Source organism: Mucilaginibacter sp., assembly GCF_025359345.1.
In the GTDB taxonomy this organism is placed as follows: Bacteria; Bacteroidota; Bacteroidia; order Sphingobacteriales; family Sphingobacteriaceae; genus Mucilaginibacter.
Genome location: NZ_JANYGQ010000036.1, coordinates 55750 through 72706 on the forward strand (window position 1 = coordinate 55750; position 16957 = coordinate 72706).

The following is a 16957-nucleotide window of genomic DNA, read 5'->3' on the forward strand; positions in this document are numbered from 1 at the left end:
CCGACGATGAGCATTTTACTAACCTCCAGTCTCTAATCTCCAATCACTCGGAACGCAGGCTCCTCACCGGATTCGTCAACGCAGCTTTTATAGCCTGGAAGCTTACGGTGGCAAAGGCTATCACGATAGCAGCTAATCCTGATAATAGAAACATCCACAAGCTAATATTAACCCGGTAAGCAAAATCCTGCAGCCAGTTGTACATTAAATAAAAAGCAATTGGCGATGCGATAAGCAACGCAATAATTACCAGCACTAAAAAATCTTTGCTCAACATGGATACTATGTTGGTAACACTGGCGCCCAAAACTTTACGGATGCCTATTTCTTTAACACGCTGCTGTGCGGTAAATGTCGCCAGGCCAAACAATCCCATACACGAAATAAATATTGCGATAAGCATTGCGGTATTCATTAGCTGCGCAGTTTTCTGCTCTTTATCATAAAAGCCGGCAATAGTTTGGTCTAAAAAAGCATATTCAAATTTTTCGTTAGGATATACCTTTTTCCACGCTTTTTCTACCTGCGTTATTGTTGCTTTAAAACCGTCGACGCCTTTGCCCGTGGCTAATTTTATGCTGACGGTCCGTTCCCGGCCTTTTAGCGTACCCATAAAAAATGGGGTTATAACTTCGTGTAACGATTTTGAATAGAAATCTTTTACAACACCAACTACCTGCCTTTTTGAATCCGACATTCCCATTTCAACCGTTTTGCCAATAGCATCCTGCGGTTTGCTGAACCCAAGCGCCTTGGCACATGTTTCATTTAGCAAGTACTCTTTTAAGGTATCAGAGTACGAAAGGTTACGCCCCGCTATAATTTTCAAACCAAATAGGGGTACGTAATTTTCGTCGCAAAAATCAAACGATGCGTCTATTTTATTCCCGCCCGCACCTTTGTATTCAATAAAGGTTCCCGAATGCCGTTGCGCTGCCGGTGTTGCATGGTGCCGGCTTACCATTTTTACATTTGATAATTCCCTTACCTTGTTACAAAAAACATCAAGCTGATCTTTAGCGTCATTCCAATTGGCGTGTACGGTAATGATAGCATCTTTATTAAACCCAAGGTCTTTATTTAAAACAAAACGTATCTGGTCCCCAACAACCAATGCGCCGATAATAAATACCAGCGACACGGTAAACTGGAACACGATCAATGTTTTCCGGAGGTAGCTTTTACGACTGCTCGGCGATGTGCCGTCCCCCTTTAAACTTAACGCCGGCAGGTACGACGATAACACCATTCCCGGATAAAAACCGGCAAGCAACGCTGTTATTATAAGTATGGCACCCAAAAACAAAAGCACTGGCGCACTAAATAAATTTAAGGCCACGCCCTGGGGTATAAAGGTGTGGAAGGCTGAAATGATGGGGCTAACGGCCGCCACCGCGATGACCAAAGCTATGGCAGTAACTATAAATGTTTCCACTAAAAACTGGATAGTTAAATTGCTTTTACTGCTGCCCAGTACTTTACGCACGCCAACCTCTTTTGCCCTGCGCAGCGACTGGGCGGTTGATAAATTGATAAAATTAATAGCTGCTATGAGTAATATAAAAACAGCGATAGCCATTAAGCCGTAAAGCGTGGGTAAATGCGCCTGTCGCGAATACGAATCCGGGTAATGGTTATTGAAGTGGATGTCGGACAAAGGTTGCAGCAACATTTGTACTTTTGACCCTGCCTCCACCCTGATATGTGCTTTAACAAATTGCTGAAACTGTTTCTCAACCTGGGCCTGCGTTACCCCTTTCGCCAATTTTACATACCCTTGCGAGTCAGAATCCCACATGCGCCAGCTTTGCAAATCGATATCGTTTTTCAGAAAACTATGCTGAACGGTTGCAAATGATATAAAGTCCTTAAAGCAAAAGTCGGTATGCTTATCCCAGTCTTCCACAACGCCGGACACCGTAAGCCGCAACGAATCATTGTAAATAACTTCTTTGCCGACAACCTCCTGCAATGGTGTTGTACCAAAATATTTGTGCACTTCCTGTTGTGATAGCACTACTTTAAAGGGCTCACTTAAAGCTGTAGAGGGGTCGCCCCGCAGCCACTTGTATTGGAATATTTTGAAATATTGTGGTTCCGCTACAATAACCGGCGAGGTTTCTTCACCCTCTTTTGGCGCGAAAAACTTTTTAGCGGCACCATTGATGCCAGGTACAGTAACCTTTGCAAAATAATTGTAAAACCCGGTTGCATCTTCAAAGCCGCTCAACTCCTTTCGTGCGGTCATGGGTAACGCCATTATACCACTACTCCCCTCAGACTTATTTCCCTGGGGATCCTGCATCAACGTTACGAGCCGGTATATCCTGTCCTTATCAGGGTGAAAAGTATCGTAACTTAATTCAAAACTGGTTATCAAATAAATAATCAAACAGGCGCATACGCCGAGTGATAATCCAAGCACATTGATGGAGGTATATACCTTATTGCGGCTGATGCTGCGCCACGCGATTTTTAAATAATTTCTAAACATATAGTTGCGGTTTAATTTCGTGTCCGCCCATTTCGGAGCGGTTTGACGGTACGAAATTACCGCGGCCCGGCTGCGATGAAGCCCCAAACTATAAGATGGGGCTTCTTTTTTCAACTCGGCTTTATAGTCCACCGGGTTTTTCCCGGTCAATTGTTTAAAAATACGGTTATATGAAGTTTTTGAATTAAATCCCGAATCATATGCCAGACCCAGCAAGGTGAGGTGGTCATTAGCAGGGTCCTGCATTCTCCGGATCAATTCGGCAACGCGATATTCATTAATGAAATCATTAAAACTCTTTTTGAGCGCAGTATTGATTATACGGGATAATTCATGGGTAGTCAGCTCAAGCCTTTCGGCCAGCAAGCTTAGGCTTAGTTCCGGGTCCTGGTAATACCGGTTAGCTTCGACAGCTTTTTTCAGCCAAATACCTTTTTGCTTCAATTCAGCCGGCGTCTCCGGCTTTAAAGCCGGAGACGGATTAGGCGGCGCGCTAATTTCCGGCTTTAAAAATGCTGTTACCGCCATCCAGATAGCCATTACTGCTAAAAAAAGATACAGGGGATAATATACATGGCGCCCTAATTGGTAATAGTAATCCGCAGCCGTAAAGGGGATCCATAACAACCATATCGCACCAAAACCGGTAAGTAAATTATACAGCCATCGCAATTCGTGCCGGTACCTGTCGCTCACAGCGTTAAATTTCTGCCGCCGGTAAAAGTGGTCTATCAGCCTAAAAGAGTAATACAAATAGATAATGACTGAAAAAAATGCCAATAGCTGCAATACGGGGTTTACATAATGAAAGGTGAAAGTATCGTAAGTAGCTGCACCCGTTTTTATACTCTCCTTAATCTCCAGTGCCAGAACGCCTTGCTCCACCAGCAGCGGGCTAAAATGAAGCAGATCCTTCCATCTGAATTTATATTGCGGCCGGGTAATTTTAAGTACATAAAAATAGATCAGGGGGCCAAGGGCCAGCGAAAGTTGCAGCGGCAGCCAGCTCCAGTGAGGATAGTAGGCATCAAGCTTGATGTCAATACCTGATATCCAGGCCACCTGCAAAACGACGCTTGTCAGGGCAAGGGCAAGAAGCCGGTTCGCTGTCTGATTGATTCTTTTTGTGAACCATAACTGCAGGGTAAAAGTCAAGCCAATAAATATCGTTCCCAGGAGGGCCAGGTCGTAAGGGGTGATATGGAAAGTATATGGGTTCAATTTGAATAAGTGCCTCAATTGATGTTCCAAATTTACAACTAATTGATATGTAGTATATTATGAGTTGATTGAAATATTTATTGTAATAAAAGCGGACGACGGGCGTGCGGTTGTGGAGTGCGGATGATATTGTCTTTGTCAAGGAACTTAACCGGAATACAAAAAAGCGTCCCGTATCTAACCCCGGAACGCATCACATAGCGTTTCAACTAAATCTAAGATCTCATGTTATCAATTTAAAATTAACGCAAACAGTTGCGTCCCCAGGAAAACCAGGTCATACGTGGCAATATGGAAAGCATACGCATTTAAGTAGTTTTACTTCGTCAATCGTCATTGCAAATTGTTAACAACTTGCCATATAGCAAGTTGTGTTTTCACTTATCCGGATTATTGTAACGATACTGAACATCAGGCCGTTCGGTTTTGAGTTGAAGTTCACGCGTCTTGGCAGCAAAACATCTTATCGACTTTTTCATTTCAGTCTTTTGTTGAATATCCGGAAATGACCTTTAACCTGCGTTAAGTTAAAAGTCAACCCTACTATGAATTATTTGTTGCCAGCCATAGTTAATGACATTATTGTAAATGACTTGTTTTTAAAAATGATGTTGCTTGATAGAAACGCCGGCGTTTTATATTGCTCAAAGGCGCTATTTGGCAATAAAACATAGCTTACCTTGTATTTTGAAAATAATTTTTCAGCCGATGATGGTGCTGAGGCCGCCAGGTAGGAAAGCATCTCATTCCTGTCATTTTCCCTTTGTTCATAACTAACATACGGATTCGAAAAATAGATCTCAACAGAAACCATTTTTATCCCGGTGGCCATAACCGGAAAAAGTGATTGATCATGCTTGCAAAGCACCACACGGTCAAGCGGTATGTTTTTGACGATGAAATCGTACACCTCAATTTTATCTGTTTCTTTTTCTTTAGCCAGCGCCTGTTGCCTTGGTACTGCAAAATCAGCCCTGTTGCTATAAATAGGGTAGTAAATGATTGTATATAACAAAACGAATATTACGAACAGGTTGGATGAAAGTACCACCGGAATTTTCCGGAAGCGTCTCTTAGCGGTGTAGCCTTCTATCCAACGCATTGCCAAGTCGACTAAATAAACGAAACCAAATGCGAAGAAAACCGACTGTACCCCTTTAAGGTAAAAGAAATAATGCAGCGCCGGGATCGTATCAGGCAGGGTAATATGCAATATACGGTTGGCCGCAGGTAAAATGGCCTCGTATACGTACATGAAAGCTGTGGTGTAAAGCCAATACAGGATTATTTTTCTAATTAACGGGTTGTCATATTTCTTGTAGAAAGTCACAAACCCAATTGCGGCTATCACGAATGAAAAAGTCAGGTTTAATTTCAATAATTCTATCGAATTAGCCCTGGCGAAAATCCCGGGAGCGCATTGCAGAATTATCCGGTTCACGAAGTGCAGGTGGTACTTTATTAATACAAAATATAGGAACGGAAAACTAAATACCAGGAACGGAATTAACGTAAAAAGGCCTTGCAGGAGATAGGTCTTTATCGACGAATATTCTTTTGCTTTTATGGCAGCGATAACTTTCTGCCCTTGCAACAAAATCAGCATTAAAATAATAATTATGGTTGGGGCTGCGTGCCCAAGAAAGCCTATACCTAAAAATATTCCAAGAATAATAAACCATCTTATGTTTTGCGTTGAAAACGCCTGGTAACACAAAAAAATATTGAAATAAAATATAAACTGTACGTAACAATTAGCCAGCGGCAACGGAGAATAAGTTGCGCCGCCCCAGCCGGGCATATTACCCGTAGCTAAAAAAAGGAAGGACAACAACGCAGCTAAGGCAATCTTATAGTCAAATAACTTTCTTGCCATTATGAAAAAGAAAATAGGCCCTAAAAGGTTTAAAAATGCGCCAGCCCTTGCTACTACAACATTTATTGGGAGTTCGGTAATTTTAACTATCGCCGCTTCGGATAAGTACAGCAAAGGATTGTACCACATGTCTTCTCCAATATAATTAGGGTCGCTGCCGTAGTGTCCATTTAACGTGTTACGGATATAACCGATATCCCGGTCAAAGTCGGGTTCAAAAGCCCAATGCAAGCCATGAACCGCTTTATAACATTGCAGAAATGCGAATAGCAGCATTATAATAAAGGCCGCTAAGTATTTGATATTTTGTGATTTCATTGTTAATGATTTCCTGGATTCAACTTAGAAAGTTATCTATCGCTTTGATTCCTGGCAGGCTGCCTGGCCTCGCGCGCGTCGTTTTCTTTTTCTGTTAAGAGTGGTGATTGTTGGCGGGAAAATGGCCGATCGTTATGAATCGAACAAATACCCATTCAAACCTTGTGTTTTACAAAGTTTGCAATGGCGGTTGCCGGAATTAATGAATTGCAGGTTTTTAATTACGCTTAATATCTCAATTCTCTGAATTGCCAGGTTCAATTATTCCACATACACTGTGTGCACAATAATTTTGAATGAGGAAATACAGATAAATCGAAATGTAAACTGTTATTGATACAAGCGTTATTTACACGACAATAAAATAACAGGCCGCCGATTGACAGCAGTGCTTGATCAAATTAGAAGAGAATGATTGGAGATGTAGATTGGTTGACTAAAAACAAATGGAGGCCCCGTTGCGCCTGGCCACCTGATAGAATTACCTATAATGGTAGGTATTGGGGCAAACTGCGCAGGTGCGGGTTCAAGTATGGCGAGATGAACTATTGAAAATTGAAATTCAGGAGATCCGCTAAAATTTTCGTTAACTACATAGGTGCCGTGATGGTAGCAGCAACTACAGTCATCGCCGCACTTTTCATCGTCTTTATCAGAATCGCCTTTATGGGCATCATCTTCTGCCGTTTCATGGCTTTGTACAATAATACCTAATTTAGAAAATACAAATTCAGTAGTGCAATGTAGCAAACAACTATAGGTACCTGTTGTCAACAACAAGTAAAAAGCCGTCAAACTAAATACACACAGTCTTCTCATTAATATGCCTGAAAAAGATTTTTAAATTTTATTATGCCCGTAAAAAATGCCTCGCAGGTTCACGTCTTAAAGGTATTATTTATATCCTAAATTTCACATAATAAATGCAATCTCTTGTTTTAAAAGCTCACATTTTCATGCCCCCCATCTGGTCGTTACCGTTTTTAAAGATAGCTTCACTATTTAAAAGATAAGCCCCGTTTGTTACCACAATATCGCCTGCATTTAAACCTGAAATGACGGTGATATAATTTTGGTTCCCTTTGCCTTGTTTGATCATCTTTGGCGAGTAGCTTCCGTCTGTGTTTTTTACCCATACTTTATCGCCGGTCCCATCTGATAGTACGGATGTGACAGGAATAGCCAAAGACCGCTGAGCGCCGGAGGCTAATGAAATATAAGCAAGCATTCCAGGCTTGATCAACCCTTGTGTGTTTGGTATGCTGATACGGATCAAATCTACTTTTGAGGCATCAGACAATTCAGGGTTGATAAATTCAACTTTCCCTTTTATTACCCGGCCGCCAAGGTCAGGGAACGAGACACTTACCTGGTCATTTTCTTTATACGTTCCCGCTTCATTCGCATAAAGCTGCGCTTGCACCCATAAACTGGTTAATGCCTGGGTTTTCAGGATAGCCATGCCTTCTGTTATATAATCGCCCTCATGAACAGCTATTTCACTCACTGTCCCGTTTACCGGGCTTTGAATATTTATGGTTGCAGAAACTTTTCCGGTAGAAGCCAGGCTCCTGATTTGAGCCTTGGTAATACCCCATAGTTTGAGTTTATTTTCGGCTGCGCCTATTACTTGCTTGTAATCAACATCCGGATTATTCAATACTTTTTGTTGCTGCACCGCCAGCAGGTATTCTTTCTCTGCTTCCTGCAAATCTTCGCTGTAAATGGAATAAACAGGTTGGCCAATTGTTATTTTTTCACCCACGGCCCTAACAAAAAGCTGTTGTATCCGTCCTGAAATTCTGGCACTTAGCTGTTCAGCCAGGTTTTCGTTTGTGCTAACCGTTCCTGTCAAGGTTTTTTCATTTCCGATATTTTCTTCCCGCACCGTGTCCGTTTCAATACCGGCCAGCCGGATTTGCGATGCCGTCAGCATGATTTTATCGCCTGAGGTACCGGCATTAGTACCCGTTATCTCTACTTTGATCAATTTCATACCGCAAATTGGGCAATTACCGTCATGGTCTTCATGTACCTGTGGATGCATCGAACAGGTGTAATAGGCTTTGCTTTGTGCCTTTGTTACCGATTGGGGTTTTTGTTTGCAGGCGGTAAACAACGCCGCTAATACTAAAACAAACAGTATACACTTCCCTGTTATCATAAACTTCAAAATCCTTGTGTGCTTATTTTTCATTTTCCCGGGTTTTAATAAAACTTTCACTATCCGTTAAATATTGGGCATTTTCTGCCAGGCTATCAGTCACGGCTAAACCTTTGGTAATTTGTATCTCATTCCCGTTTATTATTCCTGTACTCACCTGGCGGGCTTTAAATAACTGACCATTTTTAAGCCACACTATTTTTGTTTCCCCTAAATCTAATAATGCCGCCCTTGGTATCCATAAGGCATTTATTTCTCCTGTTTGTATCGTCGCCTTAACCAGGGCATTCACTTTTAGGGTATGATCCATATTGTCTATATAAACCCGGATGCTGGTGCTTTTGTCGCCACTCTGCAAAAACGGTTCAATAAAATCGACTTTCCCGTTGATTGTTTTACCCGGCATATCTGGTGAGCTGATTTTTACCGGCTGGTTTAGTTTTAAACCGGCAACCGCAGAACGGTCAATTTTGAGAATGGCCCATAAATGGTGGGGATTAACTACATTAAATACAGCTTGTCCTTTTTCTATATACATACCCTCCTTAATTAATAAAGGAAGATTATCGGTGAAATTTTGGTCGGGCCTGACAGCTGTACTGCCGGGCATCTGGCTATGCGCCACATCATGAACATGGCCATCATAGGGGCTGTAAACCGGTAAACTATTGAATGGCTTGCCGGTTTTTACAACCTTGTCCACTTGCTTGGCCGACATGCCCAACAGCAACAATTTTTGCCTTGCTGCATTAACCAGGCTTGTTTCCTGGGCTGAGTTTCTGTTGAGATAAATGAGGTCCTGTTGTGCAGTAACCATATCGGGGCTATAAACGTCAAAAATACGTTCCCCCCTGTGTATCTCCTGGAACGCATATTTAATGTACAATTTTTCAATTCGTCCTGAAAAGCGGGCCGCAATATTATTAAAAGTACGCGTATCAAAATCAAGGTATCCCTCCGCAGGAATGGTTGTCTGCACGGCCTTTTGTTTTGGCACAATGGCGTTTACCGTTGATATAACTGAGGAATTGACTGGTTGTAAAACTGTACTTAAACCAATATTTGCATCCGCTGGGCTGCCCGGTTTTGTAACTCCCCCCTTCTTTGTATGGTCGGAACAAGCAGCGAACAGCATTCCGCTTAACCAAAAGGCGAATAGTATTGTTTTAGTATTGTTCATTTTCCTTTTCATAAGCTGCCTGTAATAATAAAAGTTCCTGTAAACGGTCAAAGGCCGCCATCCTTGCCATTTGCAGGTCTTTAATGGCATTCAATACCGATGGCAGATCACCTGTATTCTGATCATAAGCCTGCAGCGAAGTTTTATAACTATTTTGTAAAGCAGGAATAATGTTTTGCTGATAGTTGTTGATCTGCCTGGTTTTGCTGTTCATACCTGTTCTCAGGCCGGTCAGCTGGCCTGCTGCCTGGTTCAGTATGTCGAGCCTCTTTTGCTGTAACTCTTGCACTTCATATTGGATGCCTTTAAGATTGGCTTTATATTCCTTAGAGGCCCAGGGAACAATTGGTATCGTAACTGAGGCCATAAGGACGTATTGATTAGCCATCCCCCCGTAACTAAACATATGCGCTGCCTGGATACCAAAATCCGGTTTTCGCTTGCTGTATTCTATTTGGGAATTTAATTGCTGTAGTTCAATACTTCGGCTTACCCCTTTAATATCACTTCGGGTGGCTACAAGTGTCACAGTATCGGTGATACTGTTTTCGTAATTTTTTACATCAATAATGGTATCCACCGTAAAGGCCGTTTGCTTATCATTGTTCATCAGGGTATTCAGCATAATATTATTTTGACTGACCTCGTTTTTCAGTTGCTCATCTGTATTATCCAGTTCAAACAGTTCGGCTTTGGCCTTATAAATATTACTTAACTTTTCTTTGCCATAGGTTAAGCGGATATTGGCATCTTTAAGCATGTACTCCAGTAGCCCCCGTGTATTTCCAAGCAGGGCCAGCTTCTTTTCCAGTATCACCCGTTCGTAATAGTATTGTTTAGCCTGGGCGATGAGCTGGTTTTTCAGATAACCTTTATCGGCTGCCGTCACTTTCGACATGCCTTTCATGTAATCTTCCTTTGCCCGGAGTTTTGCCGGGTTCGTGAACATTTGCTCCGCCTGGATCATAAACGACCCTCCATTCGGATTAACCCGGTAAGGGGTCTGGTACTGCCCCGCGCTGATCTTTGGCGCGTCCAGGCTTTTTGCCCCGGCGGCATAAGCATCCTGTGCACTGATCTTCGCATCGTAAGCCTGCAATGCCGGATTATTCGCAACGCGGTGTAAAACACTGTCTAACGACAAATGCTGCGCTTTTACCGACAGGCCGGCAAAACAGGCAAGCGTTATGGCTATAATTTGATATTTCGTTTTCATGGTTATTGCTCCTTTACATCCAATACTTCAAGCTTGCCATACTTCTTTAGTTCATATTCCTTCACCATTAAAAAAATCAGTGGGGTAACCAGTAAAATATGGGTGGAAGATGTTAATACCCCGCCAATCATCGGCAATACAATTGGCTGCATCACGTCGCTGCCCGTACCGGTGGACCATAGGATGGGTACCAGCCCGAACAAGGCTACGCAAACCGTCATTAGTTTTGGCCTTAGTCTTTTTACAGCACCGTTCATTACATATTCATGCAGGTCAGCACGGGTAATGTTCTCTCTGGAGTTGCCTTTAAGGGCTACTAATTGCTGCATCGCATCGTTCAGGTATATCACCATTACTATTCCTGTTTCTACAGCAATGCCAAACAGGGCTATAAACCCAACCGCAACTGCTACAGATAAATGCACGCCAAAAAAATACACCATGTACGCGCCGCCTATCAATGCAAATGGAATACTGATGAGGCTGAAAAATGCCTCGCGGACAGACCGGAACGCGAAATACAAACAGGCGAAAATGATGACCAATACAATTGGCAAAACCAGTTTCAGGGTATGCTCGGCGCGGATCAGGTTCTCATATTGGCCGCTCCATTCAATAAAATAGCCTTTGGGCAAAGTTTTAACCATGTTGTTTAACCGTTTCTGCGCCTCGTCAACAGTACTGCCCAAATCCCGGTCGCGTACATTGAACAATACCGTGCCCCGCAATAAGGCATTTTCTGATTGTATCATAGCCGGGCCATCACTGATTTGGATATCCGCAACCGATGATAATGGAATTGGCCCGTTATTACTTGTTTGTACCAGTGTGCGTTTTATAGCGTCCAGGTTGTTGCGGTAATCCTGTGCAAGGCGCAGATTCACACTAAATCTCCTGCGCCCTTCAATGGTTGGGGTGAGGTTCATCCCACCGAGTGCACTTTCAACAACCTCGTTCACATCATCCACACTCAGGCCGTAACGGCCAATGGCATCCTTGTTCACTTTAATATCCAAATACTTTCCACCGGTGATCGGGTCAACGTAGATGTCTTTTACACCCGCAATGCCCTGCAGCGCCTTTTTCATTTGGGTGGATAATGCAGCAATGGTGTCCAGGTTTTGCCCGTAAACCTTTAAACCTACATCGGTACGGATACCTGTCGAAAGCATATTGATACGATTGATGATAGGCTGTGTCCAGCCGTTAACTACGCCGGGTATTTGTAGTTTGGCGTTTAACTCATTAATAATATCTTCCTTTTTAATGCCTTTTCGCCATTCGTCTTTGGGCTTTAACAAAATGATTGTTTCCACCATGTTGATTGGCGAATTATCGGTAGCGGTATTTGCTCGTCCTGCTTTACCCAATACGTTTTTTACTTCGGGCAGGCTTTTAATTATCCTGTCCTGTACCTGTAATATCTGCTTGGCTTCTGAATTGGAAACATCGGGCAGGGTAACCGGCATAAACAAGATTGTTCCTTCATCTAAAGGCGGCATAAACTCCGTACCCAGGCTTAGTAATAACGGTACACTGGTTACTAAAGCAAGTATGTTAATACCTATAGTGGTTTTCCGCCAGGTCATGCACCAGTTTAATACCGGGTGATATACCTTTTGCAGTACCCGGTTCAGGGGGTTATGGTTGTCAGTTCGCAATTTACCTTTCAGAAAAAAGGAAATGAGCACCGGCGCCAGCGTTACCGCAAGGATAGCGTCAATAGCGAGGATGAAAGATTTTGTCCAGGCTAACGGGCCAAACAATTTACCTTCCTGGCCTTCCAGTAAAAATACGGGCAGGAATGAAGCAACAATAATGAGAGTGGAGAAAAAAACGCCACGCCCTACCTGCTTGCAGGAGGCTTCTATAATTTTGATTCTTTCTGCTGTGGTCATGATTTTTCTTTTTCTTGCGCAATAGCCAGGTTGCGGTGTGAGTTTTCGACCATTACGATGCCGTTATCCACAATAACGCCAATGGCCAGGGCGATACCGGTTAATGACATGATGTTGGAACTGATGCCAAAGGCATTAAGCAAAATGAAACTGGTAGCTATAGTGATGGGTATTTGTATGATGATACTCAATGCGCTTCGCAAACTGAATAGAAACAGGATAACAATAATTGAAACGGTTATCATCTCCTCGATGAGGGTATGCTTAACCGAACCAATGGCATTTTCTATCAGCTCACTCCGGTCGTATGCTATCTTGAATTTAACTCCGGGTGGGAAACCTTTCTCTATGTCGGCCATTTTATCTTTTACCGCATGGATCACCCTATCGGCATTTTCTCCGTAGCGCATAACAACAATGCCACCAACGGCTTCCCCTTCGCCGTTCTGGTCAAATATGCCCAGGCGCAGGTCGCCACCCATTTGAACGGTCGCGATATCTTTTATCATTACCGGAATGGTGTTGATAACGCCGACAGGGATATTCTCCACGTCCTGCAAATTTTTGATATAGCCCAGGCCCCGAACAATGTAACCGGTACCGTTCATTTCAAACTTGCGGCCCCCTACATCGTTATTATTGCTTTTTACAGCCTTAAGCACCTGCGATAAGGGTATGTTATAATAGTTGAGTTTATGCGGATCGATGCTGATCTGGTACTGTTTTTCAAAACCGCCGAATGAAGCTACTTCGCTAACCCCCGGTACTGTTTGCAAACCTAATTTCACATACCAGTCCTGTAAAGCTCGTTGTTCGCCCAGGTCAAGGCCTTTGGCATCCAGCGTATACCATAAAATATGCCCTACGCCGGTACCATCAGGCCCTAATGTTGGAGTAATGCCTTCGGGCAGTAAACGCTGCGCATAGTTCAGCCTTTCCAATACACGGCTTCGCGCCCAATAAACATCGGCTTTATCATCAAATACGATATAAACAAAGCTCATTCCGAACATAGAGGTGGCCCGGATGGACTTTACTTTTGGGATACCCTGAAGGTTGCTCACCAATGGGTAGGTAACCTGGTCCTCCATAATCTGGGGGCTGCGGCCCTGCCATTCGGTGAAAACGATCACCTGGTTCTCCGACAAGTCGGGAATGGCATCAATGGAGTTTTGCTTAACCGAATAGGCACCCCATGCAAAAAGAATCGTTGCGATCAGCAATACGATATACCTGTTTTTCAGCGACAGGGAAATAAGTTGATTAATCATTTTAAAGGTTTTATTCGACCCCACTTTAAGCGGGGCCGAAATGAATTACATCTTTATTTTCCTGCCGGTTTCTTTTTGGCATCGGTCTTTTTAACAAGCGTCATACCACACTTTGGGCATTTCCCGGGTTTGTTGCTGATTACTTCAGGATGCATGGTACAGGTGTACTGAACCCTTGCCGGTTTAACCTTTTTTGTCTTAGTGGTGTCTGCTAACGCGATTGTTGAATGAGCAGCAAAAACGCTTGTAGCAGCGAATAGGATGGCAACTGCCATCGGCATTATTTTTTTCATCTATTTAAAATTGAAAATCGATAATAACACGGGCAAGCCCAATGCGTGAATAATGAATTAAGATGGATTACAAGGGATAATATAGCCTGATACAGAAAGTAAGGCTAGTGGAGAATACAGGTCAGATCCTGTAAGTGCAGTTTAAAGTATAGATAGGTATCGTTGGATTCCCCGGCGGGGCGTTCGCCTGGTAATTGGTGTGAAGTGTTTGTTCTGTTGGAGAATTAACGGCGATGCCGTAAGCCGGAGTCGGTAACAGTGCCGGTGTAGACTGGGCTAAAACAGTAGTTTTCGCCATAACGTGCCCGTCCCTTATCTTGAAACTCTTGCTTTCATGCTTGCAGCAATTGCCCTTATCGGTATGATCTGCCGAAGCAAGGGTCAGCGTCACCGAAGCGAGTTTACCGCAGCAATAAAAACGGTTTACCCCTATACCCGCAATGGATAAAAGGTAAACTGCCGTTAATAAGATGAGCGCGGTGTGTTTCATGCGTCTAAATTACTGATTTTATATTCAAATGTCCCGCATTTGTCCATACGGGGCATAAAAACAGGTCACATTTTCATGGTGTCTTTCATCATCATGCCCTTTTTCATGGACATTTTCATCAACTTACCATCCATCATTATGCATTGACCCTCTTTCAGCATCATGGTTTTACCGTCCTTCATTTTGACGGTACCATCTGTCATCACCATCGTTCCGTTGGTCATGGTCATTGTTTTGGTCATAGGCATTTTTTTACCGTGTCTCACGGTCATCATTTTGCCGTTCATCATCATTGCTGAGTGATTCATTTTGTGCATAGACATGTGCGATATCTTATGCATTGATGTGTCGGCCATTTTGGTTTGTGCCATTGCGCTACAACTTAGTGCAACTGCAGTTAAGGCGATCAGAATTTTTTTCATGTTTTTAACTTTTTGGTAGATATTATTTAGAGCACACTAATCGAGCCACGTTTCGGTATATTGAGAAACTAAATCAGATTAAGTTTTAACTTTCAGCATACTGGCATTAATTGCAACAACCACGGTGCTAACCGTCATTAATGCCGCCCCCACGGCCGGGCTTAATACGATGCCCTGGTTAAAAAGGACTCCCGCTGCCAATGGTAATGCAATCACGTTATAACCCGTTGCCCAAACCAGGTTCTGGATCATTTTTCGATAGGTGGCTTTACCAAATAATATTAAGCTTACAATATCCTTGGGATTGCTGTTCACTAAAACAATACCGGCGGTTGCTGCAGCAATATCACTGCCTGAGCCAACCGCAATGCCAATATCAGCTTGTGCCAGCGCCGGTGCATCATTCACACCGTCGCCGGTCATGGCTACAAATTCGCCCTTTTTCTGTAATGCCTTTATCTCCTTTAATTTTTGATCTGGTAATACTTCTGCGATATAACTATCCATCCCCAAAGTTTTACTTACGCTTGCCGCTACTTTATTGTTATCGCCGGTAAGCAAAATAGATTTGATGTTTTCCTCCTTTAAAGTTTTAATAGCTTCTGTCGATTCGGGACGTATTTTATCAGACAACGCAATATATCCGGCCAGTTTTTTATCAATTATTACAAAAACAACCGTTTCTGTGTCATCGGCGGTAAAGTCATCAGGAATGGTGATCTTGTTTTCTTTTAAATAGCCCGGACTAACAACCAATACTTTTTTACCTTCTACCGTTGCTTCTACACCTTTACCTGTTATGGCATTAAAATTTTCGGTTGCCGGTATTTTGATAGCTGAGTCTTTTACTTTTTGCAGGATACCTGTCGCAATTGGATGTTCTGATTTTTGCTCCAGCGCCGATGCCAAACGAATAATTTCATTTTCCTTTAAGTCCTTTTGGAGTGAAACTATTTTTGAAACCTCAAATTTTCCCACCGTTAATGTACCCGTCTTATCAAATACAATCGTGGTGATTTTTCTGGAATTTTCAAATGCATTCCTTTTTTTGATCAGTAATCCATTTTTTGCAGACAGGGCGGTTGATTTGGCAACAACTAATGGCACTGCCAGCCCCAATGCATGCGGACAGCAAATCACAATAACGGTTACCATTCTTTCCATCGCAAAGGACAAGGGATGCCCGGTTAAAAACCAAAAGAGGAAAGTTGAAATACCAGTCACCAGGGCTATAATGGTTAACCATTTTGCTGCCGTATCCGCCAGTAACTGCGTTTGTGATTTTGATTTTTGCGCGTCATCCACCAATTTGACCACCTGCGAGAGGTAAGACTCTTTTGCAGGATGAGATACGGTAACCTTAAAGGAGCCATTGCCATTGATGGACCCAGCAATTACTTTATCTCCTTTAATCTTATGCACCGGTTTTGATTCACCGGTTAGCATAGATTCATTGAGATAACTTTCGCCCTCCAGTATAATTCCGTCGGCGGCTACCTTTTCACCTGGTTTCACCAGGATAATATCATTCGTTTTTAAAGTCTGCGTTTTTACATCATGCACCATATCCGGCATCACCATGTGGGCGTCGGCAGGCATCAGCTTTACTAATAACTCCAGTTCGTTCGATGCCCCCATTACCGAACGCATTTCTATCCAATGCCCCAGCAGCATAATTAATATCAGCGTAGCCAGTTCCCAAAAGAAATCCATCCCTTTCAACCCGAAAACGATAGCCACGCTGTAGCTGTAAGCTACTGTTATGGCAAATCCTATCAGGAACATCATACCCGGATTTTTAGCCCTTACCTCGCTTGCCAGCCCGGTTAAAAATGGCCAACCACCATAAATAAATACCACCGAAGACAGGGCAAACAAAATGTAGGATGAACCTGTAAATTGCCAGTTAACGCCCATAAAATGCTGTATCATGGTCGACAACATCATGATAGGAATAGTGAGCGCCAGCACCACGTAAAACCGCTTTTTAAAATCAGCTATCATCATGGCATGATGATCATGCTCTGACATACCCTGATGTGGATCGTTGCCGTGGTGCATCTTACTGTGATCCATGCCGCCAGGCATTTTGTTCATTTCCATCATTCTGCTTT

At 43.0% G+C, this 16957-nt stretch carries 12 protein-coding genes; all 12 read right to left on the reverse strand.

The window, feature by feature from the left end:
* Positions 1 to 43: 43 nt before the first annotated feature.
* The 12 genes from Q0R52_RS25745 to Q0R52_RS25800 all read right to left on the reverse strand — a co-directional run bounded on the left by Q0R52_RS25745 (position 44) and on the right by Q0R52_RS25800 (position 16949).
* Positions 44 to 3715, reverse strand: coding sequence for an ABC transporter permease (locus Q0R52_RS25745; RefSeq protein WP_295800567.1), 3672 nt, complete (start codon positions 3713 to 3715; stop codon positions 44 to 46).
* A 550-nt stretch (positions 3716 to 4265) separates the two neighbouring features.
* Positions 4266 to 5909, reverse strand: coding sequence for a hypothetical protein (locus tag Q0R52_RS25750; protein WP_295800570.1), 1644 nt, complete (start codon positions 5907 to 5909; stop codon positions 4266 to 4268).
* A gap of 396 nt (positions 5910 to 6305) precedes the next feature.
* Entirely contained in the window at positions 6306 to 6728 is a 423-nt protein-coding gene (locus Q0R52_RS25755; RefSeq protein WP_295800573.1) for a hypothetical protein, read from the reverse strand.
* A gap of 127 nt (positions 6729 to 6855) precedes the next feature.
* Positions 6856 to 8106, reverse strand: a complete 1251-nt coding sequence (locus Q0R52_RS25760; protein WP_295800576.1) for an efflux RND transporter periplasmic adaptor subunit — start codon at positions 8104 to 8106, stop codon at positions 6856 to 6858.
* Positions 8096 to 9265, reverse strand: a complete 1170-nt coding sequence (locus Q0R52_RS25765; RefSeq protein ID WP_295800578.1) for an efflux RND transporter periplasmic adaptor subunit — start codon at positions 9263 to 9265, stop codon at positions 8096 to 8098. Before Q0R52_RS25765 ends, Q0R52_RS25760 begins: the two co-directional genes overlap by 11 nt.
* Positions 9240 to 10469 (reverse strand): TolC family protein, encoded by a 1230-nt coding sequence (locus tag Q0R52_RS25770; protein WP_295800581.1) that lies wholly within the window; start codon positions 10467 to 10469, stop codon positions 9240 to 9242. Before Q0R52_RS25770 ends, Q0R52_RS25765 begins: the two co-directional genes overlap by 26 nt.
* A gap of 2 nt (positions 10470 to 10471) precedes the next feature.
* Entirely contained in the window at positions 10472 to 12367 is a 1896-nt protein-coding gene (locus Q0R52_RS25775; RefSeq protein WP_295800583.1) for an efflux RND transporter permease subunit, read from the reverse strand.
* Positions 12364 to 13638 (reverse strand): efflux RND transporter permease subunit, encoded by a 1275-nt coding sequence (locus Q0R52_RS25780; RefSeq protein ID WP_295800588.1) that lies wholly within the window; start codon positions 13636 to 13638, stop codon positions 12364 to 12366. The genes Q0R52_RS25775 and Q0R52_RS25780 overlap by 4 nt, the downstream gene beginning before the upstream one ends.
* Positions 13639 to 13691: 53 nt before the next feature.
* Positions 13692 to 13931 carry a heavy metal-binding domain-containing protein gene (locus Q0R52_RS25785; protein ID WP_252792953.1) on the reverse strand — a complete coding sequence of 80 codons (240 nt, stop codon included), beginning with the start codon at positions 13929 to 13931 and terminating at the stop codon, positions 13692 to 13694.
* A 121-nt stretch (positions 13932 to 14052) separates the two neighbouring features.
* Positions 14053 to 14421 carry a hypothetical protein gene (locus Q0R52_RS25790; RefSeq protein ID WP_295800596.1) on the reverse strand — a complete coding sequence of 123 codons (369 nt, stop codon included), beginning with the start codon at positions 14419 to 14421 and terminating at the stop codon, positions 14053 to 14055.
* A 65-nt stretch (positions 14422 to 14486) separates the two neighbouring features.
* Positions 14487 to 14777, reverse strand: coding sequence for a DUF6799 domain-containing protein (locus Q0R52_RS25795; protein ID WP_295800598.1), 291 nt, complete (start codon positions 14775 to 14777; stop codon positions 14487 to 14489).
* A 144-nt stretch (positions 14778 to 14921) separates the two neighbouring features.
* Positions 14922 to 16949 carry a copper-translocating P-type ATPase gene (locus Q0R52_RS25800; protein ID WP_295800600.1) on the reverse strand — a complete coding sequence of 676 codons (2028 nt, stop codon included), beginning with the start codon at positions 16947 to 16949 and terminating at the stop codon, positions 14922 to 14924.
* Between the last annotated feature and the right edge of the window lie 8 nt (positions 16950 to 16957).

What these genes read in the sequence shown, in the direction of transcription:
- Q0R52_RS25765 (WP_295800578.1), bottom strand. Translation starts at nt 9,265, where the DNA reads ATGAAAAGGAAAATGAACAATACTAAAACAATACTATTCGCCTTTTGG.
- Q0R52_RS25800 (WP_295800600.1), bottom strand. Translation starts at nt 16,949, where the DNA reads ATGATGGAAATGAACAAAATGCCTGGCGGCATGGATCACAGTAAGATG.
- Q0R52_RS25760 (WP_295800576.1), bottom strand. Translation starts at nt 8,106, where the DNA reads ATGAAAAATAAGCACACAAGGATTTTGAAGTTTATGATAACAGGGAAG.
- Q0R52_RS25755 (WP_295800573.1), bottom strand. Translation starts at nt 6,728, where the DNA reads ATGAGAAGACTGTGTGTATTTAGTTTGACGGCTTTTTACTTGTTGTTG.
- Q0R52_RS25785 (WP_252792953.1), bottom strand. Translation starts at nt 13,931, where the DNA reads ATGAAAAAAATAATGCCGATGGCAGTTGCCATCCTATTCGCTGCTACA.
- Q0R52_RS25775 (WP_295800583.1), bottom strand. Translation starts at nt 12,367, where the DNA reads ATGACCACAGCAGAAAGAATCAAAATTATAGAAGCCTCCTGCAAGCAG.
- Q0R52_RS25750 (WP_295800570.1), bottom strand. Translation starts at nt 5,909, where the DNA reads ATGAAATCACAAAATATCAAATACTTAGCGGCCTTTATTATAATGCTG.
- Q0R52_RS25795 (WP_295800598.1), bottom strand. Translation starts at nt 14,777, where the DNA reads ATGGCCGACACATCAATGCATAAGATATCGCACATGTCTATGCACAAA.
- Q0R52_RS25790 (WP_295800596.1), bottom strand. Translation starts at nt 14,421, where the DNA reads ATGAAACACACCGCGCTCATCTTATTAACGGCAGTTTACCTTTTATCC.
- Q0R52_RS25770 (WP_295800581.1), bottom strand. Translation starts at nt 10,469, where the DNA reads ATGAAAACGAAATATCAAATTATAGCCATAACGCTTGCCTGTTTTGCC.
- Q0R52_RS25780 (WP_295800588.1), bottom strand. Translation starts at nt 13,638, where the DNA reads ATGATTAATCAACTTATTTCCCTGTCGCTGAAAAACAGGTATATCGTA.